General features: G+C 64.3%; 23 protein-coding genes. 12 read left to right on the top strand and 11 right to left on the bottom strand.

From position 1 onward, the window contains the following. The first annotated feature begins 3 nt into the window (after nt 1-3). Nucleotides 4-231 carry an ATP-binding protein gene (locus EV700_RS13210; RefSeq protein WP_130414517.1) on the top strand — a complete coding sequence of 76 codons (228 nt, stop codon included), beginning with the start codon at nt 4-6 and terminating at the stop codon, nt 229-231. Between the two features lie 4 nt (nt 232-235). Here the strand turns inward: EV700_RS13210 and EV700_RS13205 are convergent, their stop codons facing one another. After that, nucleotides 236-868 (bottom strand): TetR/AcrR family transcriptional regulator, encoded by a 633-nt coding sequence (locus EV700_RS13205; RefSeq protein ID WP_130414515.1) that lies wholly within the window; start codon nt 866-868, stop codon nt 236-238. A gap of 130 nt (nt 869-998) precedes the next feature. Between EV700_RS13205 and EV700_RS13200 the strand changes: the two genes are divergently transcribed. Both EV700_RS13200 and EV700_RS13195 read left to right on the top strand, forming a co-directional pair. Further along, nucleotides 999-2543 (top strand): flavin-containing monooxygenase, encoded by a 1545-nt coding sequence (locus tag EV700_RS13200; protein WP_130414513.1) that lies wholly within the window; start codon nt 999-1001, stop codon nt 2541-2543. A 194-nt stretch (nt 2544-2737) separates the two neighbouring features. Continuing rightward, nucleotides 2738-3577, top strand: a complete 840-nt coding sequence (locus tag EV700_RS13195; RefSeq protein ID WP_130414511.1) for an SDR family oxidoreductase — start codon at nt 2738-2740, stop codon at nt 3575-3577. Between the two features lie 155 nt (nt 3578-3732). Here EV700_RS13195 and EV700_RS13190 read toward each other — a convergent pair whose 3' ends face one another. Then, nucleotides 3733-4143 (bottom strand): SRPBCC family protein, encoded by a 411-nt coding sequence (locus EV700_RS13190; protein WP_130414509.1) that lies wholly within the window; start codon nt 4141-4143, stop codon nt 3733-3735. Nucleotides 4144-5343: 1200 nt separating this feature from the next. Here EV700_RS13190 and EV700_RS13180 point away from each other — a divergent pair. Continuing rightward, the gene (locus tag EV700_RS13180) at nt 5344-6279 is read left to right on the top strand and encodes a type II secretion system F family protein (protein ID WP_130414504.1); all 936 of its coding nucleotides are present in this window, start codon (nt 5344-5346) and stop codon (nt 6277-6279) included. An 86-nt stretch (nt 6280-6365) separates the two neighbouring features. On the opposite strand, the gene EV700_RS13175 is transcribed toward EV700_RS13180, so the two are convergent. After that, entirely contained in the window at nt 6366-7004 is a 639-nt protein-coding gene (locus EV700_RS13175; RefSeq protein WP_165391477.1) for a DUF4145 domain-containing protein, read from the bottom strand. 625 nt (nt 7005-7629) lie between these two features. Here EV700_RS13175 and EV700_RS13170 point away from each other — a divergent pair. From EV700_RS13170 to EV700_RS13160, 3 genes are read left to right on the top strand one after another with little or no spacing between them, the layout of a single operon-like run. Then, nucleotides 7630-7773, top strand: a complete 144-nt coding sequence (locus EV700_RS13170; protein ID WP_130414501.1) for a DUF2256 domain-containing protein — start codon at nt 7630-7632, stop codon at nt 7771-7773. Continuing rightward, entirely contained in the window at nt 7770-9299 is a 1530-nt protein-coding gene (locus EV700_RS13165; RefSeq protein ID WP_207224675.1) for a cryptochrome/photolyase family protein, read from the top strand. Before EV700_RS13170 ends, EV700_RS13165 begins: the two co-directional genes overlap by 4 nt. A gap of 1 nt (nt 9300) precedes the next feature. Continuing rightward, on the top strand, nt 9301-10902 hold the full coding sequence (locus EV700_RS13160; RefSeq protein ID WP_130414499.1) for an FAD-binding domain-containing protein: 1602 nt from the start codon (nt 9301-9303) through the stop codon (nt 10900-10902). A 19-nt stretch (nt 10903-10921) separates the two neighbouring features. On the opposite strand, the gene EV700_RS13155 is transcribed toward EV700_RS13160, so the two are convergent. Both EV700_RS13155 and EV700_RS13150 read right to left on the bottom strand, forming a co-directional pair. Next, nucleotides 10922-11626 (bottom strand): SRPBCC family protein, encoded by a 705-nt coding sequence (locus EV700_RS13155; RefSeq protein ID WP_130414498.1) that lies wholly within the window; start codon nt 11624-11626, stop codon nt 10922-10924. Between the two features lie 160 nt (nt 11627-11786). Next, entirely contained in the window at nt 11787-12236 is a 450-nt protein-coding gene (locus tag EV700_RS13150) for a DUF2214 family protein (RefSeq protein WP_130414497.1), read from the bottom strand. A gap of 108 nt (nt 12237-12344) precedes the next feature. On the opposite strand from EV700_RS13150, the gene EV700_RS13145 reads away from it, so the two are divergent. Continuing rightward, nucleotides 12345-13028 carry a TetR/AcrR family transcriptional regulator gene (locus EV700_RS13145; protein ID WP_130414496.1) on the top strand — a complete coding sequence of 228 codons (684 nt, stop codon included), beginning with the start codon at nt 12345-12347 and terminating at the stop codon, nt 13026-13028. A gap of 9 nt (nt 13029-13037) precedes the next feature. Here EV700_RS13145 and EV700_RS13140 read toward each other — a convergent pair whose 3' ends face one another. Further along, entirely contained in the window at nt 13038-13682 is a 645-nt protein-coding gene (locus EV700_RS13140) for a TetR/AcrR family transcriptional regulator (RefSeq protein ID WP_130414495.1), read from the bottom strand. 147 nt (nt 13683-13829) lie between these two features. On the opposite strand from EV700_RS13140, the gene EV700_RS13135 reads away from it, so the two are divergent. Next, nucleotides 13830-14810: an NAD-dependent epimerase/dehydratase family protein gene (locus tag EV700_RS13135; protein WP_130414494.1), complete on the top strand. Its 981-nt coding sequence runs from the start codon at nt 13830-13832 to the stop codon at nt 14808-14810. 19 nt (nt 14811-14829) lie between these two features. Here EV700_RS13135 and EV700_RS13130 read toward each other — a convergent pair whose 3' ends face one another. From EV700_RS13130 to EV700_RS13120, 3 genes are all read right to left on the bottom strand, one after another. Further along, nucleotides 14830-15177 carry a hypothetical protein gene (locus tag EV700_RS13130; RefSeq protein WP_130414492.1) on the bottom strand — a complete coding sequence of 116 codons (348 nt, stop codon included), beginning with the start codon at nt 15175-15177 and terminating at the stop codon, nt 14830-14832. Nucleotides 15178-15254: 77 nt separating this feature from the next. Beyond that, the gene (locus tag EV700_RS13125; RefSeq protein WP_130414490.1) at nt 15255-15869 is read right to left on the bottom strand and encodes a carboxymuconolactone decarboxylase family protein; all 615 of its coding nucleotides are present in this window, start codon (nt 15867-15869) and stop codon (nt 15255-15257) included. Next, a complete protein-coding gene (locus tag EV700_RS13120; RefSeq protein WP_130414488.1) occupies nt 15866-16933 on the bottom strand; it encodes an AraC family transcriptional regulator in 1068 nt (355 codons plus the stop codon). Before EV700_RS13120 ends, EV700_RS13125 begins: the two co-directional genes overlap by 4 nt. 126 nt (nt 16934-17059) lie before the next feature. Between EV700_RS13120 and EV700_RS13115 the strand changes: the two genes are divergently transcribed. The 3 genes from EV700_RS13115 to EV700_RS13105 all read left to right on the top strand — a co-directional run bounded on the left by EV700_RS13115 (nt 17060) and on the right by EV700_RS13105 (nt 21003). Continuing rightward, nucleotides 17060-17947 (top strand): SDR family oxidoreductase, encoded by an 888-nt coding sequence (locus EV700_RS13115; RefSeq protein WP_207224674.1) that lies wholly within the window; start codon nt 17060-17062, stop codon nt 17945-17947. Nucleotides 17948-18032: 85 nt separating this feature from the next. Beyond that, the gene (locus EV700_RS13110; RefSeq protein WP_130414486.1) at nt 18033-19820 is read left to right on the top strand and encodes an acyl-CoA dehydrogenase C-terminal domain-containing protein; all 1788 of its coding nucleotides are present in this window, start codon (nt 18033-18035) and stop codon (nt 19818-19820) included. A 19-nt stretch (nt 19821-19839) separates the two neighbouring features. Continuing rightward, complete coding sequence (locus EV700_RS13105; protein ID WP_130414484.1) at nt 19840-21003, top strand: thiolase family protein; 1164 nt, start codon at nt 19840-19842, stop codon at nt 21001-21003. 130 nt (nt 21004-21133) lie between these two features. Here EV700_RS13105 and EV700_RS13100 read toward each other — a convergent pair whose 3' ends face one another. Continuing rightward, complete coding sequence (locus EV700_RS13100) at nt 21134-21643, bottom strand: hypothetical protein (protein ID WP_130414482.1); 510 nt, start codon at nt 21641-21643, stop codon at nt 21134-21136. A 59-nt stretch (nt 21644-21702) separates the two neighbouring features. Continuing rightward, on the bottom strand, nt 21703-22071 hold the full coding sequence (locus EV700_RS13095) for a bleomycin resistance protein (protein WP_130414479.1): 369 nt from the start codon (nt 22069-22071) through the stop codon (nt 21703-21705). Nucleotides 22072-22193 lie beyond the last annotated feature (122 nt).

The following is a 22193-nucleotide window of genomic DNA, read 5'->3' as shown; positions in this document are numbered from 1 at the left end:
GCCATGACCACCCCGAAACCCGTCGCCCTGCCCGAGATCGACCCCGACCAATGCACCGGTTGCGGCCGTTGTGTGGCGGCCTGCCCCCCGCACGTGCTGTGGCTGGAGGCGGAACGGCCCAACGGCTGGGGGAAGAAGCGGGCGGTGCTGCATGATGAGGAGGGATGTACGGGGTGTGCGAAGTGTTATGCGGTGTGTCCCTTCGACGCCATCCGCATGGTCAAGGGCTGACCGCTCACCCGTCCTTCCGTACCCCGTCAATCAACAGCCTCAACGTCGCCTCCACCAACCGCTCCCGCCCCTCCACATCATCCGGCTTGTACAAAAACCTTAGCGCCCCGCCCAGCAGCAGCCCGATCACCGCATGGCTGGTCGCCTCCGCATCCAGGTCCGCGCGCAGGAAGCCCTGCTTCACCCCGTGCGCCAGGTATTCCGCCGTGATCCGCGCCCCGAATTCCTGCAGCAGCATGATGCGGTTCGTCATCTCCGCATCCACCGACGTCGCCTCGAACAGCACCATGCGGATCATGTCCGGGTTTTCCGCCATCACCGCCACGAAACGGTTGCCGATGCGGCGGCACTGCTCGCGGTATTCCGCCAGCGAACCGGCCGCGCCGGGCGCGTTTTCCGCCGCCAGCGTCTCCATGATCTGCCGCGACACCTCGTTGATCACGTGCTCCAGGATGTCGCGCTTGTTCTCGAAGTAGCGGTAGAAGGTGCCGTGGCCGATGCCCAGCCGCTTGGCGATGTCGGCGATGCCGGTCTGGTGATAGCCGCGCGCCGAGAATTCGGCGAAGGCAGCCTGGATGATCTCGGCGCGCAATTGCTGTTTCTGGCGCTCGGCGCGGGACAGGGAAGCGTCGGTCATAGTGGTCCTGAAAATGTGAACGGACATTCGGTTCCGATATTGACACTACATTCCGGCGGTGACAATATGATCCGACCAATGGTACGAAAGTACCACATTCATACCGACCCAACCCCGCCGGAGCCCTGCGATGACCGACGCCCCGAAAGCCGCCAAACCCCGCCGCCCGAAGGCCGCCAAAACCGCCGTCCCGGCTGCCGGGTCCGTTGCACCGACGCCGGTGCGCGAGGTGGAGGCGCTGATCATCGGCGCCGGTCCGTCCGGGCTCAGCGCCTGCATCAAGCTGAAGGAGCAGGGCGTTACTGACTCCGTCATCCTCGACCAGGCCAACCGCATTGGCGGCACCTGGGCGGTCAACGACTACCCCGGCCTGCAATGCGACGTGCCCAGCGAGATGTATTCCCTCGGCTTCGCGCCAAACCCCGAGTGGACACGCACCTACGCGCCGCAGGCGGAAATCCAGCGTTATCTGGAGCGGGTGGCGCATGACTTCGGCATCGTCGGGCAGATCCGCCTCAATACCCGCGTCGAGGACGCGCGCTGGGACGCCGCCGCCGCGCGCTGGCGCGTCACCACGGCGGGCGGTGAAGTCTACCGCGCCCGCTTCTTCATCCCCGCCGCCGGTTATATCGGCGAGGCGAAGATGCCGCACTTTCCGGGTCAGGACACGTTCAAGGGCGCGGTCTTCCATTCCGGCCTGTGGAACCACGACTACGACCTGCGCGGCAAGCGCGTGGCGGTGATCGGCTGCGGCGCGTCGGCCATCCAGTTCCTACCCGCCATCCAGCCCAAGGTCGCCCATCTTTACAGCTTCCAGCGCACGCCCACCTGGGTGCTGCCGAAGCCGGACTACGCGGTGCCGGAGCCGGTGCGCAAGCTGTTCAAGCGCGTGCCGTTGCTGGAAAAGCTGGTGCGTGAATCGGCGCTGCTCGGTTTCGAACCGTTGCTGCCGCTGTTCCTGCGGGAAAACCTGGTGAAACGCTTTGGCAACCGGTTGGGGGAAATGAACATCCGGCTGGGCATCCCGGACCCGGCGCTGCGCAAGGCGCTGACCCCGAACCATACCTTCGGCTGCAAGCGGCCGTTGCTGTCCAACGACTGGTACCCGGCGCTGGCGCAGCCCAATGTCACCGTGCTGTTCCAGGGCCTGAACCACATCACCGAAAACGGCGTGGTGGGCGATGACGGCGTGGAGATTCCGGTGGACGCGATCATCTTCGGCACCGGCTACGCGGTGGCGGAACCGGCCATCTACCGCATCATCAAGGGCGCGGACGGCCGCAGCCTCAGCGAGCACTGGCAGGGTTCCCCGCGCGCCTATCAGGGCATGGCCATCCACGGTTTCCCCAACATGTTCATGATGCTGGGCCCCAACTCGCACAGTCTGGTGGGGTCGGTGATGTGGACCTCCGAGCACCAGGCGATCTACATCGCGCAGGCGGTGAAGGCCTTGCAGCGGGGCGGTCATCGCGTGCTGGAAGTGCGGAAGCCGGTGCAGGATCAATTCAACGCAGGCATCGAAGGACGACTGGCGAAGATGCCGATCCGCGCCGATGTCTGCGAGAGCTATTACCTCGACAAGGGCGGCCGCAACCAGTTCGTGTGGCCGGAGTACGGGGTGAACATCAAGAAGCGGCTGACGCGGTTCGAGGCGGCCGATTATGCATGGGGCTGAATGTTTCATACCCCCCTGTGAAACAGGGGGGAGGCCCGCAGGGGCCGGGGGGGTCAACGGCGGCGGTCTGAACAGGTTCTTGACATGAGGATGTGTTTGGCCACTGTCCGCAACCCCCCTGTCACTGCGTGACATCCCCCCTGTTCCACAGGAGGGAAAGATTCCAATATGCCCTTTGGGGCCGGAGCAATAACATGTCAAAACCCCTGAACCTGAAGGGCGCGGTGATCGCCATTACCGGCGGCGCGCGCGGTATCGGCCTGGCCACGGCGAAGGCGCTGACCGCTGCGGGAGCGCGCGTCAGCATCGGCGATGTCGACCTGGAACTGGCGCAGCAGTCGGCGAAAGAGCATGGCCTGCACGCGGCGCATCTGGACGTGCGTGACCCGGCCAGCTTCGCCGAATTCATTGCGGCCACCGAGGCGGCGCTGGGGCCGCTGGACGTGCTGGTGAACAATGCCGGGATCATGCCGATGGGCGGTTTTCTGGAGGAAGCGCCGGGTCTCAGCGACGCGCAGATCGACATCAATTTCCGGGGGGTGATTCACGGCATGCGCGCGGCGCTGCCGGGCATGCTGGCGCGCGGTCGCGGCCACATGATCAACGTTGCCTCGCTGGCCGGACGCTTCGCCATTCCCGGCGCGGCCATCTACTGCGGCACCAAGTTCGCCGTGGTCGGCATGACCGAGGCGGTGGCGGGGGAATACCGCGATTCCGGGGTGAATTTCACCGTGATCATGCCCAGCGCGGTCAGCACCGAGCTGGCCTCGGGCACGGACGAGGCCGCGAAGGGGATGCTGCCGGTGGTGTCGCCGGAAGATGTGGCGAACGCCATAGTCAGCGCCATCCGCGCGCCGCGCCTGATGGTGGCGGTGCCGGATTACCTGAACAAGGCGCATGCCTTCTACGGCCTGATGCCACAGGGACTGGTGGACGCGGGTCGCCGTTTCATGGACGACCGGCGTTTGCTGACCAAGCTGGATCATGCCGCGCACGCGGGCTATGACAAGCGCATCAAGGGGCTGACGCGGTGATCCCATGAACAGTGCAGTGACTTTCTACGCACCCCGCCGGCGGGCCCTTTGCCATCCTCCGTGACGGCGGGGAGGTCTTCGTGCAAGTGGCCGGATCACTGCGGGAAGGCTTCCTGGTCGAATTCCGCGAGCGGTACGAAATAGGAGGCAGATCCTTATTTCCCTTTGCCTTCCACATGCCGTGCGAAGTTGTCGAGAATGGCTTGCCATCCCTGCTGTTGCTGCTCAAGGGAATGGGTTTCCTCGGCATCAAAGGTAACGCGCACATTGACCCCGTCCGGAGTCTCGATGAACTCCACTTTGGCCGACCTGTCCCCAAACGAATATTCAAGCAGCTGCTTGGGGATAACCTGGGTATAGGTGCCTGCGAAATCAAAGCCGAAGCTGCCGTCCTTGGCCTCCATCCGCGATGAAAATGCGCCGCCTACGCGCAGGTCAACGTTGGAGCGGGTGGTGTGCCAATCGTCAGAGGCGGCGTTCCATTGAACGATGTCTTCCGGGGTGGTGTATGCCAGCCAGACCTTTTCGCCGGGGGCGCGAACGAGTTTTTCTACGGTGATTTTCATAGAGGTTCCGGTAGTTTTATGGGGGCTTACGCATAGGGTTATGCTGGGGAACGTAAAAATAGGGGATAGACATCTATTCCTCTCGCTGCGCCAGCCTTTGCATCAGCAAACGTTACCATAGGGTCCAGTGTAAAGCGGGATCTTCTGAGAGTCGCACCAAGCCGTTAACTGGTTCCGAACTTCCTCCCAGTATGGCTTGGCCCAAACAGGAGCGTCACGCTCCCACGTATCTTCTGTGGGGAATTCTACAGAGACAACCCCCATAGGCATCGTAATCACGAAGGAACCAAGATCGCAGGAGCAAACGAGTTCCTCCTTCCACCGTGGCTGAAACCTAAACGTTGGAGTCTGCATAGGCCAATCCTCAGTGGGTTAACGTTTGAGCTCAGGCCGCGGCCCGTCAGGGCCGTCGCGCCTGCAGCGAATGGTTGGGCACGACGGTACGGTAACGCAAAGCCAACCAGATGATGACCCCTAACGCCGCAAACCATATGGGAAACCGGAATACCGCGAACATAAGCAGCTGAAATGAGACTTCGTTGGCATATGGGTCTGGGAGCGGACCTGGCACCAGAACGGATGAGACGTAATACCACCCGTGCGCGATTACTGCGGCCAACCAGGCCAGCATGCAAATCGCAATTTTCTTCGCGTTACTGAGCTTCATGCTCGCTCTCTCGAGAGTGCCCAACTATATTTAGGCGACAGAGTTCGCATATCACTTTGTCGCCTATAAAGATTGAGTCCCATAAAAACACTTTAAAAATTAGCCGCTTGCAAAGTGTGTCACCTTGTTAGGCGAACTAAATCCCTGGGACGGAATACTTGAAAACTAGCAGCCCCCGCCAACCCGGTCAACCTCAACGCTCCACAATCCCGTAGGGGCGCACTGCGTGCGCCCTTCATCGCTGAACAGGCAGCGATTGGCAGGGAAAATATCGTGTTTGTCGAAGAGGGCGTACTCAGTACGCCCCTACGGCCATTCTGAATAACAGCGCCTCGTTCCGCTTTGTCCAATTCCCTCATGCCGCCATTCCGATTCAAAAATGGGGACAGACCCGATCAAGCCCAACGCAATAATCGAGTCGGCACCCATACACGCCTCTCCCCAACCGTGCCGCTTGTTGCCTCTGCCGGGCTGTTTCATACTGACCGCAGCCCGGCCCCCTCCCGCTCCGTGGCGTTTTCAGGGTGAGAACCATGCCACTTTTCCGGACAAAGACTCCCACGCATCCTGCCCGAGCCTTGGGCGCTTTGCTCTCGGCAGGCATCAGCCCTGCCCAGGCGGCGGCCTCGCTGCGGGATCAGGAGGATATCCCCGCGCTGGTGCGGCGCAGGCTGGAACCCGCCGCCCGCCTGCTGGCCGAGGGCAAATCCTTTGTTGAGGCCTTCGGGCCGACCGGACTGTTCCAGCGGTATGAACTGGAAATCCTGCGGGTGTCCGAGATCGGCGGCCAATTGCCGCAGGCGTTGGTCGCGATGGCGGACCGTGCGGAAAAAGCGCAGGCGCGGATCAGCACGCTGCGCGCCCGGTTTGTCCTGCCTGCCGCCGTACTGGTGATCGCCATGCTGGCCGGGACCGTGCTGGACGCCTTCCGTGACGGCCCGCAAGCGGTGACCGTACTTGGCAATCTGGTGACGTTGCTGGCGGTCTACGTCCTGACGCGTGGGCTGATGCGGCTGGTGACCATGGACGGTCTGGCGTGGGCGGCGGTGTTCTGGCAACTGGGGCTGACCCGGCGCTTTGCGGTCTGTCGCCGCCAGTTCGAGTTTTACTGGTACGGGCTGTTCATGGCGATGATCGAGGCGGGTGTCGATTTCCAGGCCGCGCTCAACGGCATGATCGGCCTGATCCGGGTGCCGTCCTATCAGGCGCAGGCGCGCAACGGCTACCGTCAGCTGGGGCGGGGGACTGCGCTGTCGCAGGCGCTGGCCGATAATGGCCTGATACTGACCGAGCCGTTGCGGCTGGCGGTGCATGTCGGCGAGCGCTCGGGCCGCCTGACCGATGCCATCCGGCAGCATCTGGCGACGCAGCAGCGGTCCTTCGAGGTGCTGGTGCAAAGCCTGGATGACTGGCTGCCCCGTGCGTATTACCTGGTGGTGCTGGTGGTGGCTGTAAGGGCGTTTCACTGAGGGGGCGACTGATGAAGAATATCGTGTCTGACCCCATTTACCTATGACCCCATTTACCTACCTGACCATCCCGCTCGACGGAATAGTTAGGATGCTTTCGGGTTGTGCTTTGCATTGATTCTTTTGGCCAACTCAGCCATTTTCTCGGAGCGCTTATCGAGAATTTCGACTAATGAATTTTCAAGCAACTCTAGTGCGTCGAGAATGTCGTCCTTGGTAAGTGTGCTGCTGTGGCTCCCTGCATTCCCAAGCCACTTGATCGCCATCAGTTGTTGGCCTACTAGTGGATTTTCATTTGTGTACAGCTCTATTCTTCGATGCAGCGTCAGATCAACTTGCTTTCCATTTTCCTTTGTCTCTTCAGTTGGGATTCCAATATGTGATAGCAATGCTTCAATTGCAACGCGGATTCGCCCAGCGCAGGCATCTGGTTGAGACCAAAAGCACGCAAATGCATCTTCAAGAATTTGCTTTACGGCTTTTGGGCAGCGAGATGGAATCTCGATCATGCGAAGTGTTGGTGTAACGATTTTTGGATAGAAAAAAGTTACCCACTCGGTTGATCCATCTTCATCGCCTGTGTATTCCTGCTCAATGCCTCCAATGCCTGCAATCGCAAACGATTGCTTGCAATTTTCATTTATGCAATCCGCCCAAGCATTGAATGTAAATTCGATTTCTTCTGGGCACCAATCGACGGATTGTTGGCTACGTTTAGATGCCACAGTTTCTTCGTAATTGAGAGACTCTCGGCGAAGACGTAGGGAGCCTCTGCTACAAACGGGGCAACCCCATAGCGGACAGCTGCTTGGAGAAATGTGCGATTTCCAGAGGTGGCGTCTCATACCAAGCCCTAAATATATTTGGTCGACAGAGTTCACATATCACTTTGTCGCCTATAAAGGTTGAGTCCCTTAAAAACGCTATAAGAATTAGTCGCTTGCAAATCATGTCACCTTGTTAGGCGAACTAAATCCATGGGACGGAATGCCTGAAAGCTAACAGCCCCCGCCAACCCGGTCAACTTCATTTCTAGGCAACCCCGTAGGGGCGCACTGCGTGCGCCCTTTGTCGCCAAACAAGCATCGATCTACCGGGAAAACATCAAATTTTCATCATTGTAGGTCGGGCTTCAGCCCGACAACACCCTCCGATCAGGGGACATCGTCGGGCTGAAGCCCGACCTACAAGGCATCGACAATTTTGGGGGAAATCGGCGTGTTTGTCCTAGAGGGCGTACGCAGTGCGCCCCTACGATCATCATCCAAAATCACCCCGTTCCCCTTTGTCCACTTCCCTCCCGTTGCCATTCCGATTCACCTAGCACTATCGCTCCCCGAGTCGCCGCCCATGCACCAAAAACCCCACCTCCCCACCAAACCCTGCGCCGCCTGCGGCCGCCCCTTCGCCTGGCGCAAGAAATGGGAAAAGGTCTGGAACGACGTCCGCTACTGCTCCGAACGCTGCCGCCGCCAACGGAGCCGCCCGGCATGACCACCCTGCGCCTCATCCTCGGCGACCAGCTCAACCCCCGCCACCGCTGGTTCGACCAAATCCGCCCCGACGTCCTCTACGTCCTCATGGAAATCCGCCAGGAAACCGACTACGTGCTGCACCACGCCCAGAAGATCCTCGCCATCTTCGCCGCCATGCGCGACTTCGCCCGGCAGTTGAAGGAAGCGGGCCACCGCGTGCGCTACATCGCCATCGACGACGCCAGCAACCGCCAGTCGCTGCCCGCCAACCTCGACGCGCTGATCGCCCATTACGACGCGGCCGCGCTGGAATACCAGCACCCGGACGAATGGCGGCTGGACCGGCAACTGGCGGACTATGCCGCTGCCGCCCCGATTCCCGTCCGGGCGGTGGACAGCGATCATTTCTACACCAGCCGCGACGAGGCCGCCGGCATCTTCGCGGGCCGCCGCCAATGGCTGATGGAACATTTCTACCGCACGCTGCGCCAGCGCCACGGCGTGCTGCTGACGGCGGACGGCAAGCCGGAAGGCGGGCAGTGGAACTTCGACCAAGACAACCGCAAGCCCTGGCGCGGCGAGCCGCCGGAACCGCCGGACCGCCGTCGCCGCCACGACCATCGCGCCTTGTGGCAAACGATCACGGACGCGGGTGTGAAATCCTTCGGCAACCCCTCGGCCGAGGCCTTCCCCTGGCCGCTGAACCGCGCCGAGGCGCTGGCCGATCTTGATGATTTCCTGACGCAGCGCCTGCCGCATTTCGGCGATTACCAGGATGCGATGAGCCGCCATGCGACGAACCTGTTCCACTCGCTATTGTCCTTCGCGCTGAACGTGAAGCTGCTGGACCCGCGCGAGGTGGTGGAGCGGGCGGAGGCGGCATGGCGGGCCGGGCGCGCACCGCTGGCGGCGGTGGAGGGCTTCATCCGCCAGATTCTCGGCTGGCGGGAATACGTGCGCGGCGTCTACTGGGCGCGCATGCCGGGTTACGACACGCTCAACGCGCTGGACCACCACACGCCGCTGCCGCGCTGGTTCTGGGACGGCCAAACAAAGATGCGCTGCCTCGCCCACGCCATCGGCCAGTCGCTGGATACCGCCTACGCGCACCACATCCAGCGCTTGATGATCACCGGCAATTTCGCGCTGCTGGCGGGGGTCGATCCGGCCGAGGTGCACCGCTGGTACCTGGGCATCTACATCGACGCCTTCGAGTGGGTCGAACTGCCGAACACGCTGGGCATGAGCCAGTTCGCCGATGGCGGGCTGCTGGCCACCAAGCCCTATGTCTCCGGCGCGGCCTACATCGACCGCATGAGCGATTACTGCCGCGACTGCCCCTACGACCGCAAGCAGCGGGTGGGGGAGAAGGCCTGTCCCTTCAACGCGCTGTACTGGGATTTTTTCGACCGGCACCGCGAGCGGCTGGGGCGCAATCCGCGCCTGGGCATGGTTTACCGCACGCTGGAGAAGATGGGGGAAACGGAGGTCACGGCGATCCGCGAGCGGGCGGTGTTCCTGCGCGCGCGGCTGGACGAGGTGTGAGATGACGGCGGTCGGGGCAGTCGCCCTGTGGTGGATCAAGCGCGATTTCCGGCTGTATGACAACCCGGCTTACTGCCGCGCGCTGGCGGAGGCGGAGCTCGTGTTGCCGGTGTTTTTTCTGGAACCGTCGCTGATCCGGGCGGAAGACACCGGCCGTTTCCACGGGCACGCACAATACCAGGCGCTGGCGGCCTTGCAGCGCGAGCTGGCGGGCGCGGGCGGCGGTGCGCGGGTGATGGCGGCCGAAGTGGTGGACGGACTGGAACAACTCTGGCGGGAACAGCCGTTTCAGGCGATCTATGCCCATCAGGAAACCGGCGTCGGTTATACCTTCGAGCGCGACAAGGCGGTAATCCGCTGGTGCCGGGCGCGCGGCGTGCGACTGGTCGAGCTGCCGCAAAACGGCGTGATCCGGGGACTGGTCGAACGCGACGGCCGCGAGAAATTCTGGTGGGCTTACATGACCGCGCCGCGTCCCGGCCGCGCGCCGCTGCGGCCCCTGCCGCCGGACGTGCGCGCCCGTTGGGTGACGCCATTGCCTGAAATCACGGACCTCTTCCGCCCGTGGGCCGGCTCGCACGACGCCCGCCTGCAAACCGTCACTGAAAGCGCCGCCTGGTCGGTGCTCGATTCCTTCCTGCAGGAACGCGGCCTGTTTTACCGGGGCGGCATCAGTTCCCCCAACCGCGCCTTTACCGCCGGGTCGCGGCTGTCGCCGCATCTGGCCTGGGGAACGATCAGCCTGCGCGCGGTGTTCCAGGAAGCGCGGCAACGGCGCGAGGCGCTGGCGAAATCCGACCACCCCGACGATGCCCGGTTCGCCCGTTCGCTGACGGCCTTCCTGTCGCGCCTGCACTGGCACGACCATTTCATCCAGCGGCTGGAAAGCGAACCGGCGATGGAATTCCACGCCCTCAATCCGGTGTTCGAGCAGCCGCCCTACGTCTCCGGCGCGCTGGCTGACGACCGGCTGGCCGCCTACCTTGACGGCCGCACCGGTTTTCCGATGATCGACGCCTGCCTGCGCTGCCTGGCCGCCACCGGTTTCCTCAATTTCCGCATGCGCGCCATGATCACGTCCTTCGCCTGCCACGCGCTGCGGCTGGACTGGCGCGTGCTGCATCCGCCGCTGGCGCGGCTGTGGCTGGATTACGAGCCGGGCATCCATCTGGCGCAGTTGCAGATGCAGGCCGGGGTGGTGGGCATCAACACCTTCCGCGTCTATTCGCCCCTGAAGCAGTTGCAGGACCAGGACCCGCGATGCCGGTTCGTGCGGCGCTGGCTGCCGGAGCTGGCGGGGATGACGGACGAGCAGATCCTCTCCGGCCGTCACGACCTGCTGGCGGGCGTGGCGCCACCCATCATCGATTTCGCGGCGGAAACGGCGGTAATGAAGCAGTTCCTCTACGAGCGCAAGCGCAGCGCCGAGAACCGGGCGGTGCAAGGAGCGGTGCTGGCGAAGCATGGGTCGCGCAAGGCGGGGAAACCGAAAACCGTCCCGTCCGGCACCTCGCGCACTCGCCGCCGGAAGGCCCCGGAGGTTGCGCCGGTCCTGAACGATGACCTGTTCGCCGGGATGGACGGGGATCCGGCGGCGGGATGATTTCCCCGCCGCGCCGTTGTCATTCCTTGTACTTGAATGGCGTCTGGAAGTCGTTGCTCTCGTAGTACTTGACGATGCGCTGGATGCCCAAGGCGTTGCGATACGGCGCGGCGCGCTGGACGTAGTTGACCGCCCAGGCCGGTGCATTGCCGCCCGGATCGACATAACCTTCCGTCACCCCTTTCATCATCCCGTTTCCCAGCGGCGTGTATGTCGCCGTCATTTCCCAGGCGGGGATGCGCACGACGCCGGGCTGGGGCGGCAGTGCGTCCGGCGCCGCGCGCAGCACCAGTTTCAACGCGCCGGTGCGGGCGCTGTAGGGCTGGATCGTCGCTCGCACCACCACATCGCGCGGGGGTTGTCCGGGCGGGGTGTCAAAGAGTTGGTAGTACAGGAATTCGGTCGGGGAGATTTGCTTCACCATCCGGCTTTCGCGGTTCATGTGGAACCAGCGTGGGTAATTCGCAATATCCAGAAGCAGCTTGGCCGTCGCGTCGATGGAGGCCTCGAAGGTCAGTTCCTGCCGGAAGGAGCGCAGCCGCTTGTTGTCTTCCTGCTTGGCGTAGGTGGTCACCTGATGCAGGCGGTCGTTCTTGATGACGATCCAGGCGTTGGCGTCGTAGGAGCGCAGCTCTTCGAGATCGCCGCGTTCGGCGAAGGCCGCGCCGGACAGCGTCAGAGCGATCATGGCCGACAGGACGGCGGGGGAAAATTTCCGGGACATGGTGGAACCTCGTATTCGTGTTCGGCGGGGTGGGTTCAGGCTCCGTCCATGGAATCATTTGGGGTCGAAGATATCGCTCCGCCTCAGGATGGGTACAGCGGTCGCGGATGAACGGCCGGAAATACGCGCCTTGCGGAAGACCATGAAGTTAGTATGGTTTTTAGAGCATGCCGTAGCCCTTGGCCATCATCGCCGCGCAGAACAGTACGCCGACCAGTCCGGCCAGCTCCGCCCGCACGACGCGCCGCAGGCGCAGCAGCTGATCCGGTGCGACCTCCGGGCATTCCCCCTGACGCAGGCGTTTCCCCCAGCGCAGGAACACCACGGTCGGGTACGCCGACAACAACCCGACCGCGCCGAACAAGGTCATTTTCGCCATGAAGAAGACGTTATGGCCGTAATAAGACGGACCCTTTTCGAACCAGAACACCCGCGCCAGCCCCACCAACACGATCACGCCCGCCGCCAGGCCGTACCACAGGTCGGTACGTTGCAGCTGGCGCATGCGTTCACGGTCCAGCGCGCCGTTGAGCAGGGCGGCTTCCACCACCAGCGTGCTGACCAGCAGGAAGGCGGCCAGATGATGGATAAAGGCAGCGAGAGCGTTCATGACAGCCTCCAGAGGTTCAAGTTAACAGTGATTACATCTTGATCGTAAAAGTTATCAGTGTCAACATGAGCGCAACTTCCGCTTGATCCTGATGACCCGGAGCCCCGCATGACTGCTGCCGAATCCCGTCCCTTCCACCATGGCGACCTGCGCCAGGCGCTGCTCGCCGAGGCCGCGCGGCTGGTCGAGGCACAAGGGGCGGAAGCCTTCAGCCTGCGCGAGGCGGCGCGTGCGGTCGGCGTCTCACCGGCGGCGGCCTATCGCCATTTCGAGGACAAGGGCGCGCTGCTGGCCGCGCTGGCCAGCGAAGGCTTCGTGCGGCTTGCGGCGGCCATGGAAATCGCCATGGACGAGGCCGGGGCCGATCCCGTCGGGCGGTTGCGTGCCAACGGGTTGGCCTACATCCGTTTCGGCTTGGGTGAGCCGGCGATGTTCGCGCTGATGTTCGGCCCCTTTGGCGCGGGGGGGCAGTATGCCATTGGCGGCGTCGGCCCGCGCACCGGCCTGTCCGCCTACGAACTGCTGTGCCGGGCGCTGGATGATCTGGTGAAGGCCGGGCGCATCACCCCGGCGCGGCGCGCGGGCGCGGAAACCCTGCTGTGGACCAGCGTGCATGGCCTGGCGACGCTGGCCAACGCGCGTGTCCTGCACGGCCCGGCGGAGGAGGCCTTTGAGGGTATGTTCGGCATGCTTCGCGAGGCACTGGGGATGGAGCGCGCCGCGAAGCCGGGCGGGAAAGCGGCGGCGGCCGTGCCGCAGATGCCCGACCTGTTTGCCGGGATTGGGGATTAAGGCCGCCGGTTACGCCGCTTTCGGCAGACGGGCGACCGCTTCAAACAGCAGCGCCACGCCCGCCACCAGTTCCGCGCGGGGTTGGGTGTAGCCGGTCATCAGCCAGTCCTTGGCGCTTTCACTCACCGCGCCGATCAGTCCCATCGCCAGCACCCGCGCCGTGTTGCCGGACACGTCCCACTCCGGCAGGGTGAGGCGTATCAACAGCAGCATCAGGTCCGCGAAACGGCGCAGCACGCCGTTGTACAGCGTGTCGATGCGCGGACTGACGCCCAGCACTTCCAGCCAGATTACCCGCGCAGTTTCCGCATCCTCCGCCTGCCGGAAAAACGCGTCCAGCCCGTGGCGGATCAGGGTGTCCAGCGGCGCGTCGGGGCCGGTGGCGCGCACCGCCGCCAGCACGGCGGCTTCCAGTTCGGCGGCCCGCTCCTCGTAGACGGCGGCCAGCAGGTCTTCCAGCGAGGCGAAGGATTCGTAGAAGTAGCGGTCGGTAAGGCCTGCGTGCGCGCATAGCCCGCGCATGGTGGTCTTGCGGTAGCCGACGGTGCCGAACAGGATCTTGCCGCTGTCGATGAAACAGCGGCGACGGCGCGCCCGGCGGGCTTCGGGCGTTTCTCCGGCATAGGGGCGGGGAGCGGGGGCGGCGTCGGTCATCGGCGGTATCCGGCGGCAGGGGGGATGGTGCGGAAGTATCGCTGTTCGCCAAGTTGACGACAAGCGTCGTCAGTTATATTCTGACGACAATTGTCATCAGAAATGTTCCGGTGACCTTTCCTCCCCCTGATTCCGGAAGTCCAGACCATGCAGATTCCCGCCAAGGTTTTCATCACCGGCGCCAACGGCTTTATCGGCCGCGCCATTGCCGACCGTTTCCGCGCGCTGGGTTCCGGCGTGGTCGGCGTCGACCTCAACGCCAACCGCGAACTGAACGTGCATGCCGCCAATGTCGCGCAGCCGGGCGATTGGCAGCAGCTGGCCAAGGGCTGCGAGCTGGTTATCCATACCGCCGCCGTGGTGTCGAATGCGGCCCCGGCGGCGCTGTACCGCTCGGTCAGCCTGGGCAGCGCCCGGCTGGCGGTGCAGGCGGCGGTGCAGGGTGACGCCGGCCGTTTCCTGCACCTGTCGTCCATTGCCGCCTACGGTCTGGATTTCGACAGCGACCGCACGGAAAGCGACGACATCGCCCTGCTCAGCGGCTTTCCCTATTGCGACGCCAAGGCGGCCAGCGAGCATCCGGTGCTGGCGGCGCACGCGGCGGGCGAGATGGCCTGCACCATCGTGCGGCCGGGTGATGTCTACGGCCCCGGTTCGCGGCCATGGGTGCTGATTCCGCTGGACATGATGAAGAAGCGCCAGTTCCTGCTGCCGGCGGGCGGGCGCGGCCTGTTCAGTCCGGTCTACATCGACAACCTGCTGGACGGCATGGTCGCGGCGGCGCTGAACCCGGCGGGCAGCGGCCAGATCTTCAACATCACTGATGGCAAGAGCGTGCCCTGCGTCGACTTCTTTACGCCGCACTGGCGCTGGGCGGGAAATCGCGGCAAGCCGCCGGTGCTGCCGACGGCGGTGGCGAAGACGGTGACCCGTGCCGGGGAATTCCTGCTGAATGATGTGCTGAAGCAGAACACCGAGATCAGCGCCGGGTCGCTGGCGATGATGACGCGGCGCGCGGGGTATTCGATCGCGAAGGCGGAGCGGGTGCTGGGTTATCGTCCGGCGGTGGATCTGGAAACGGGCTTGCAAAGGACGGGGGAATGGTTGCTGCAGCAACGCCTGGTGTGAGGGGAAACCGCGACGCGGCTCAGGCTTCCCGCCGCGTCAGTTGCAACTCCGCCCACTTCACGTCCCGGTGCACCAGCGCCGCCCAGTCCCCCGGATTCCACACCGCCGACAGATCCTGTTCATCCCCGGACAGCGTCCAGCCCTGCGGGGCCAGCGCCCGCACCAGCCGCCACACCAGCTCCGGGTCGGTGGTGAAGCCGAGATGGAAGCCCAGGCAGTCCGGCATCTTCCAGTAACGCTCCGGCGGCGACAGCAGGTAAGGCCCGCACGGCCCCAACGCCTCCGCCAGCAGGGGCCACAGCCCCGGCGTCATGCCGTCGATATCGAAACGCACATACAGTTGCAGATGGATCGAAGCGGTCGTCATCACGGCGGTCCGGCAGGGAAGTCTGTGCCGATTCTACGACTTTCACTGCCGGAAGACAGCGCACAGGCGCGCCACAATCACGTTCCCGCCACCCGCCGGTAAAACGCCTGCAACTCCGCCTCGATCAGCGGCTCCAGCGCCAGCCCGGCGGTGTTCAGGAACCCCGCCAGCATTTCGTAATGCCCCACCAGCAGCGTCAGTTCCACCAACTGCTCCCCGGAAAACCGGGCTTGCAAGCGCTCCCAAGTCGGCGCGCTGACCCGCTTGTCCCGGCACAATTCGTCGCAGGCATCCAGCGCCGCCGCATCGTCGTCGCCCGCCCAGCCGTGTGGTCCGCGCGCCACCGCCACGATCTCCGTGTCCGTCAGCCCGGCGCGCAAGCCGATTTCCACATGCTGTCCCCACTCATAGCGGCTGCGGCAGTGCCACGCCGTGCGCAGGATCAGCTTCTCCCGCGTCACCGGCGGCAGCTTGCCGTAGGGCATCATCCGCGAGGCGAAGGCCAGCCACGGCCAGAACAGGCGCGGGTACTGGCCCAGCAGCGCGATCACATCCGGCACTTCGCTGCGGCCCATCAGTCGCGCCACGCCGGACAGGGCGCGGAACAAGGGCTTGCGGCCGGTGGGCGGGGGCGGCGTCAGTCGGTCGGACGGGGCGAACCAGCCGCCTTCGGGTTGCAGGAAATCGGTCATGGCGGGGTATCTCCGGAATCAGGGGAAAGGGCGGCGCGGCACGCCCCGGGCGTTTGCCCGGTCAGCCGCTTGAACCAGCGGACAAAGGCCGGATAGGTGGCGAAACCCAGCCGGTCGGGCAGTTCGCTCAGGGGCAGGGCGGTGTCGGCCAGCAGGCGGCGCGCTTCGTCCAGCCGCACCGTGTCCAGCAGGGCCTGGAAGGTGGTTCCGGCCTCGTCCAGCCGCCGTTGCAGCGTCTTGGCGCTGAGGCCCAGCTGCGCCGCCACGGCCTCCTTGGCGGGCAGGCCGTCCGGCAGCATCGCCGTCACCAGCGTGCGCACCGCCGTGGTGATGGAGCCGGGCCGGGGCCGACGGCGCAGCAGGGTGTCGGCCTGTTGTTCCAGCAGCGATTTCAGCACCGCGTCGCCATGACGCAGGCGGCGTTTCAGCGCGTCGGCGGGCAGCACCAGCGCGGTGTCCTGCCGGTCGAAATGCACCGGCGCGGCGAACACGGCGAAGTATTCACGCAGCAAGGCGGGATTCGCGGGCGCGGCATGCGGGAACTCGACGGCGCGCAGCAAGTCCCGGTCACTGTCTTCCAGCAGCAGCCGGATCACCGTCACGAAGATGCCCAGTACATACTCGGCGGCCTGACGGCGGAACTGTTCCCCGCCCGCCGCCGCGCGCCAGCACACCCGCACCGCGCCGGGCGCGAATTCCAGCCGGGTTTCCCCGAAGCTGGTCAGCAGGCCGTTAAAGCGGATCATGGCGTGCAGGGCGTCGGCCAGCGTGGCGCAGGACTGGAACACCAGCCCCAGCGCGCCGAAGGTGGGCGGCTGCACGGTCGCGGCCAGCTTCAGGCCGGGCAGGGGATTGCCGCCGCCGGCGAACCAGACGCCGAGCATCGTCTCGACGGCGGCCATAGGCACCATGGCGTCGGCATCGGCCAGATCGGAGCGGCTGAGGCCGCCCGCCGCCAGCACCGGGGCCATGTCCACCCCCAGCGCCTCGCCGCGCGCCAGGATATGGCGCAGGTGACGGGCGGAAATCCAGTCGCCGGGTTCGGTCGGGGCAGGCGTGTTCATGGCGGTTCCGGGGAAAAGCACGGGATGGGGCCATCCTCGCACAAAACCGCGCGGAGGGACGAGGCTGGCCCGATAAGGCACCGGAATTGTCCCGTTCGGGTAACTGTCCGCAGACCGGAGAGCGGCATGATGTGGTCATCAACCACGCCGAACGGGGATTCCGCCATGCGCTCACGGACATTCTGGACCGACAAACTCTGTTTCATCACCGGCGCTGCCAGCGGCATCGGCAAGGCAGTGGCGACGGCCGCCGCCCGGCGGGGCGCGCGGTTATTGCTGACCGATATCCGCGCCGAGGAACTGGAGCATACGGCGGCGGAAATCCGCGCCGGGGGCGGCCGGGTGGAATTCCTGCGTGCCGCCGACATTGCCGATTACGACGCGGTGAAGGCGATGGCGGACGAAATCCACGCCCGTTTCGGCAGTGTCGATGTCGTGATGAACATTGCCGGGATTTCCATCTGGGGCCGCATCCAGGACCTGGAGCACCGACACTGGCGCGACTGCGTCGAGGTCAACCTGATGGGGCCGATCCAGGTGCTGGAGTGTTTCGTGCCGCCAATGATTCGCGCCGGACGCGGCGGGGCGGTGGTCAACGTCTCCTCGGCGGCGGGGCTGTTCGGGCTGCCGTGGCATGCCGCCTACAGCGCTTCCAAGTTCGGGCTGCGCGGCGTGTCGGAAGTGCTGCGCTACGACCTGGCGCGGCATGGCATCCAGGTCAGCCTGGTGTGTCCGGGGGCGGTGGATACCGGGCTGGTGCGGACGGTGCGCATTGTCGGCGTGGAGCGGGATGATCCCCGGATGCAGGCGCTGACCGGGCGTTTCCAGAAGCATGCCATGTCGCCGGAACAGGCGGCGGCGGCGATTTTGCGCGGGGTGGAGCGGGGCAAGTACCTGGTGTTCACCTCGCCGGACATTGCCGTGGGGCATTGGTTCCAGCGCAAGTTTGCGTGGCCGTATGAACTGGTCATGCGGGGCTTGAATGCCTATGCGGAGCAGGTGCGGGGTGGTTGAGACATACGCGACTTGAACACGAATAAACATTCACGTTAATTTCCCCGCCATTCCCCCTGCCGCAATCCCGCCCCGGATCACCGCCATGCCCCAGTACGTCGCCCCACTGCGCGAGATGAATTTCGTCCTGCATGAATTGCTCCACGTTCAGGAACACTACCGCCGCCTGCCAGTCTTCGCCGACACCGACCGCGACACCCTCGACAGCATTCTCGCCCTGGCCGCGAAGTTCAACGAGAACGAACTCTCGCCGATCAACCGCTCCGGCGATGAAGAGGGCTGCACCTTCGACAATGGCGCGGTACGCACGCCGACGGGCTTCAAGGAAGCGTACGCCCAATATGTCGAACTCGGCCTCGGCGCGCTGGCCGAACCGGCATCCCGCGGCGGTTCCGGCCTGCCCGCGACGCTGGCCGCCGCCTGCAACGAGATGATCGGCGGCGCCAACCGCGCCTGGGGCATGTATCCCTGCCTCAACCACGGCGCGATCAAGACGCTGGTCCACCATGGCAGCGCCGAACAGCAGCGCGACGTCCTGCCGAAACTGGTGTCCGGCGAATGGCTGGCCACCATGTGCCTGACCGAACCGCAGGCCGGGTCCGACCTGGGGCTGGTGCGCACCCGCGCCGAAGCCAACGCCGATGGTACTTATGCCATCACAGGCACCAAGATCTTCATCTCCGGCGGCGAACACGACTTCACCGACAACATCGTCCACATCGTGCTGGCGCGCCTGCCGGACGCCCCCAAGGGCACCAAGGGCATCTCGCTGTTCCTGGTGTCGAAGCATCACCTCAATGCCGACGGTTCCCTCGGCGCGCGCAACGCCGTCAGCTGCGGTTCCATCGAGCACAAGATGGGCCTGAAGGGCTCCGCCACCTGCGTGATGAACTTCGACGGCGCCACCGGCACGCTGATCGGCCAGCCGCACAAGGGCCTCAGCTACATGTTCCTGTTCATGAACTCCGCCCGTCTGGGCGTGGCCTTGCAGGGCGTGGCGGGTATGGAGGCCGCGTGGCAGGCCTCGCTGACGTATGCGAAGGACCGGCTGGCGCTGCGTGCGTTGTCCGGCCCGCAGTACCCGGACAAGCCCGCCGATCCTATCGTGGTTCATCCCGCCGTGCGCGCGATGTTGCAGACGCAGAAGGCCTTCACCGAGGCCGGGCGCGCGCTGGTCTACTGGCTGGCGACGCAGGAAGACGTGCTGCTGGGCAGCGACGACGAGGAACAACGCCGTCACGCCGAAGCCGTGCTCGGCCTGATGACGCCCATCGCCAAGGCGGTGCTGACCGAACTGGGGCTGGAAGCGGCCAAGCACGGCATCCAGATTTACGGCGGCCACGGCTTCATCCGCGAATGGGGGCTGGAACAGATGGCGCGCGACGCCCGCGTGGCGACCCTGTACGAAGGCACCACCGAGATCCAGGCGCTGGACCTGCTGGGCCGCAAGGTGCTGGCCACGCAGGGACAATCGCTGCAGCTGGTCACCGGCGAGATTCGCGCCTTCTGCGCGGCGGAAGCCGGGCACGCGGCGGTGGCGGAATTCCTGCCGCCGCTAGCCGCGCTGTGCGATGAATGGGAAAGCCTGACGCAACGCATCGGGATGAAGGCGCTGACCAACCCGGACGAGGTGGGCGCGGCGGCGGTGGATTACCTGTACTTCGCCGGTTACACGGTGCTGGCCTGGTTCCAGGCGCGCATGGCGGCCGTGGCGGCGCGCGCGCTGGCGCAAGGCGCGGCGGAGGCGGATTTCTACGAGGCCAAGATCCACACGGCGCGTTTCTACTTCCGGCGCATATTGCCGCGCACGCGCGGGCATGCCGAGGCGGTTGACGCCGGGCTGGACACCTTGATGCCGGTGAAGTTTTTCTGAGATTCCGGAGCTGATACCCATGAAAGAAGCCGTCATCATCGACGCCGTGCGCACACCCATCGGGCGCGGTCATGCCGAAAAGGGCAGTCTGCGCGGCTGGCATCCCGTCAACCTCTACGCCCACGCCATCAACGCGCTGCTGGCGCGCACCGGGCTGGCCCCGGCGAAGGTGGAGTCGCTGATTACCGGCTGCGTCACGGCGCGCGGCGAGCAGGGCAACAACGTGTCGCGGCTGGCCGGTCTGTTGTCGAACCTGCCCCCGTCCACCGACGCCTTCACCGTGGTGCGCGCCTGCGGTTCCTCGCAGGAGGCGGTGCATCTGGCGGCGCTGAAGGTGATGGCGGGTGATGCCGAGTACGTGATCGCGGGCGGGGTGGAGAGCATGGGCCGGGTGCCGATGTTTTCCGATATCGGCTCGCCGGACAATGTGAATCCGGACCTGAAGCTCAAATACGAAATCATCCATCAGGGTGAGTCCGCCGAGCGCCTGTGTGAAATCCACGGCCTGATACAGGATGATCTGGACGGCTTCGCGGCGGAGTCTCACCGGCGAGCCTGGGCGGCGCAGCAGGCGGGGTTTTTCCGGTCGCAGATTGCGCCGCTGACGGGGCTGGATGCCGCCGGGCAGCCGGTGACAGTGGCGACGGACGAGGGCATCCGGCAATCGGTGGACGCGGCGAAGATGGCGGCGCTGCCGCGTCCGTTCCGGCCGGGCTCGGGGCTGATTTCGGCGGGCAATGCGTCGCAGATTGCCGACGGGGCGGGGGTGATGCTGGTGGCCGACCGGATGGCGGCGGAACGTGACGGTTTCCGGCCGCGGGCGCGGATTCTGGCGCGGGTGTGCGCGGCGGGTGATCCGACGCTGGCCCTGATGGAGGTGATTCCGGCGACGGAGCGGGCGGTGAAAAAGGCGGGCTTGTTGCTGGCGGATATCGACCTGTTTGAGATCAACGAGGCCTTTGCGCCGGTGCCGTTGATCTGGATGAAGGCGCTGGGAATTCCGGCGGAGAAGGTGAATGTGAACGGCGGGGCGATTGCGCACGGGCATCCGCTGGGGGCGACGGGGGCGATTTTGATGGGGAAGCTGCTGGCGGAGATGGAGCGGCGGGGCGCGCGCTATGGCTTGCAGACGATGTGCATTGCGCAGGGGATGGCGACGGCGACGGTGATTGAGCGGTTGTAGCCTGTGGGTCGGGCTTCAGCCCGACGCTGCTGACAGGGCGGAGGGTCGTCGGGGGAAAATTGGGGACAGGTGCCTATTCCCTCCCGATTGGTTCCGGTTGTTTTATGGCGATAACGTAGAATTGGGCTTTTCAGCGTTCATAGAACCACTCCATGAACTCGCCGGCCACCTCGGGCGAAAGCTCCAACACTGCTTCGGCAACTGAGGGCTGCCCTTTCGCCGCGGCAACCGCTGAAAGAGCGCAACATAGAAACCCTTCGTCCCATGGGCGCGCGGCTGCTGCACCCACAAGCGAGGGCAGCCGAGACAAGGACTCAAAGTAGGCTGGGGCAATGTCTTCAGGAACCGAAACGCTCTTCTTGGTGCGGCAGACTTCAACCCAGGCCGGAAATTGAAAATAGGAGAAATCGGCTTTTAACGGGGCAGAGGCGAGCGCCTCTATTACGTGTGGCACGGCAGCGAAAGAAGCTGTGTAGACGTCGCCTTGATGCGCCAATGCGCTCCAGATGGAGAACCAAGGCTCGTTGTCGTTTTCGGAGGACGGTAGATCGGCGAGTTGTTTTAACAACGCAGGGATATCCGCAGCCGTGCCATAAGCATGTTTGAGCTCGTACCAACGAGGATCATCAAGATCGAGCAAAATGTGGCTCCTCTAAAACGCCCAGGTTAGGCAGCAAGTGACCGCTGGGACTTGGCGAGTCATGTTTGTTGCTGAAGTTCAGAGGCAAAGCGCAAACGGTTGCCGTCCGGATCGGTCAGCAGAAATTCGCTTGTACCCCACGATGTATTTGACAGTGGGTTGGTGGCAACGACACCATGTTGCTCAAACTCGGACAAAGTGTGTCCGGCATCTTGGACGATGAAGTAGACGGCGCCTCCGACTTCACAGTCGCCCATATGCTCTGTCAGAAAGATCGTTTGGCCTTGCCTCGTGAGTTGAACAAAAAGCGGGTAGCGGGGACCGAATCGGTGCTGCCAGTCAATCTTGAAGCCGAGGCCGTTGACATAGAAGCCAAGGCTTTGTTCTGAGTTTGTGATGCGTAGTTGCGGAATGACTGTTTGCGGCACTGTTCGTCTCCCTTGATGCCTAACTATATTTCGGCGACAGAGTTTGCATAACAATCCATTCGCCTAAACAGCAATGAGTCAGAGTCATTTGCCTTTCAAATTAGCCGCTTGTCAGGAAGCCT

The organism is Fluviicoccus keumensis (assembly GCF_004217445.1).
GTDB classification, from domain to species: domain Bacteria; phylum Pseudomonadota; class Gammaproteobacteria; order Pseudomonadales; family Moraxellaceae; genus Fluviicoccus; species Fluviicoccus keumensis.
This window is presented reverse-complemented; position numbering and strand designations above follow the sequence as displayed.

Excerpts from the sequence above, each read along its gene's own strand:
- EV700_RS13135 (WP_130414494.1), top strand. The coding sequence starts at position 13,830 with ATGCAGATTCCCGCCAAGGTTTTCATCACCGGCGCCAACGGCTTTATC.
- EV700_RS13195 (WP_130414511.1), top strand. The coding sequence starts at position 2,738 with ATGTCAAAACCCCTGAACCTGAAGGGCGCGGTGATCGCCATTACCGGC.
- EV700_RS13145 (WP_130414496.1), top strand. The coding sequence starts at position 12,345 with ATGACTGCTGCCGAATCCCGTCCCTTCCACCATGGCGACCTGCGCCAG.
- EV700_RS13120 (WP_130414488.1), bottom strand. The coding sequence starts at position 16,933 with ATGAACACGCCTGCCCCGACCGAACCCGGCGACTGGATTTCCGCCCGT.
- EV700_RS13165 (WP_207224675.1), top strand. The coding sequence starts at position 7,770 with ATGACCACCCTGCGCCTCATCCTCGGCGACCAGCTCAACCCCCGCCAC.
- EV700_RS13155 (WP_130414498.1), bottom strand. The coding sequence starts at position 11,626 with ATGTCCCGGAAATTTTCCCCCGCCGTCCTGTCGGCCATGATCGCTCTG.
- EV700_RS13205 (WP_130414515.1), bottom strand. The coding sequence starts at position 868 with ATGACCGACGCTTCCCTGTCCCGCGCCGAGCGCCAGAAACAGCAATTG.
- EV700_RS13115 (WP_207224674.1), top strand. The coding sequence starts at position 17,060 with ATGATGTGGTCATCAACCACGCCGAACGGGGATTCCGCCATGCGCTCA.
- EV700_RS13130 (WP_130414492.1), bottom strand. The coding sequence starts at position 15,177 with ATGACGACCGCTTCGATCCATCTGCAACTGTATGTGCGTTTCGATATC.
- EV700_RS13150 (WP_130414497.1), bottom strand. The coding sequence starts at position 12,236 with ATGAACGCTCTCGCTGCCTTTATCCATCATCTGGCCGCCTTCCTGCTG.
- EV700_RS13160 (WP_130414499.1), top strand. The coding sequence starts at position 9,301 with ATGACGGCGGTCGGGGCAGTCGCCCTGTGGTGGATCAAGCGCGATTTC.
- EV700_RS13190 (WP_130414509.1), bottom strand. The coding sequence starts at position 4,143 with ATGAAAATCACCGTAGAAAAACTCGTTCGCGCCCCCGGCGAAAAGGTC.
- EV700_RS13180 (WP_130414504.1), top strand. The coding sequence starts at position 5,344 with ATGCCACTTTTCCGGACAAAGACTCCCACGCATCCTGCCCGAGCCTTG.
- EV700_RS13125 (WP_130414490.1), bottom strand. The coding sequence starts at position 15,869 with ATGACCGATTTCCTGCAACCCGAAGGCGGCTGGTTCGCCCCGTCCGAC.
- EV700_RS13200 (WP_130414513.1), top strand. The coding sequence starts at position 999 with ATGACCGACGCCCCGAAAGCCGCCAAACCCCGCCGCCCGAAGGCCGCC.
- EV700_RS13170 (WP_130414501.1), top strand. The coding sequence starts at position 7,630 with ATGCACCAAAAACCCCACCTCCCCACCAAACCCTGCGCCGCCTGCGGC.
- EV700_RS13105 (WP_130414484.1), top strand. The coding sequence starts at position 19,840 with ATGAAAGAAGCCGTCATCATCGACGCCGTGCGCACACCCATCGGGCGC.
- EV700_RS13140 (WP_130414495.1), bottom strand. The coding sequence starts at position 13,682 with ATGACCGACGCCGCCCCCGCTCCCCGCCCCTATGCCGGAGAAACGCCC.
- EV700_RS13210 (WP_130414517.1), top strand. The coding sequence starts at position 4 with ATGACCACCCCGAAACCCGTCGCCCTGCCCGAGATCGACCCCGACCAA.
- EV700_RS13110 (WP_130414486.1), top strand. The coding sequence starts at position 18,033 with ATGCCCCAGTACGTCGCCCCACTGCGCGAGATGAATTTCGTCCTGCAT.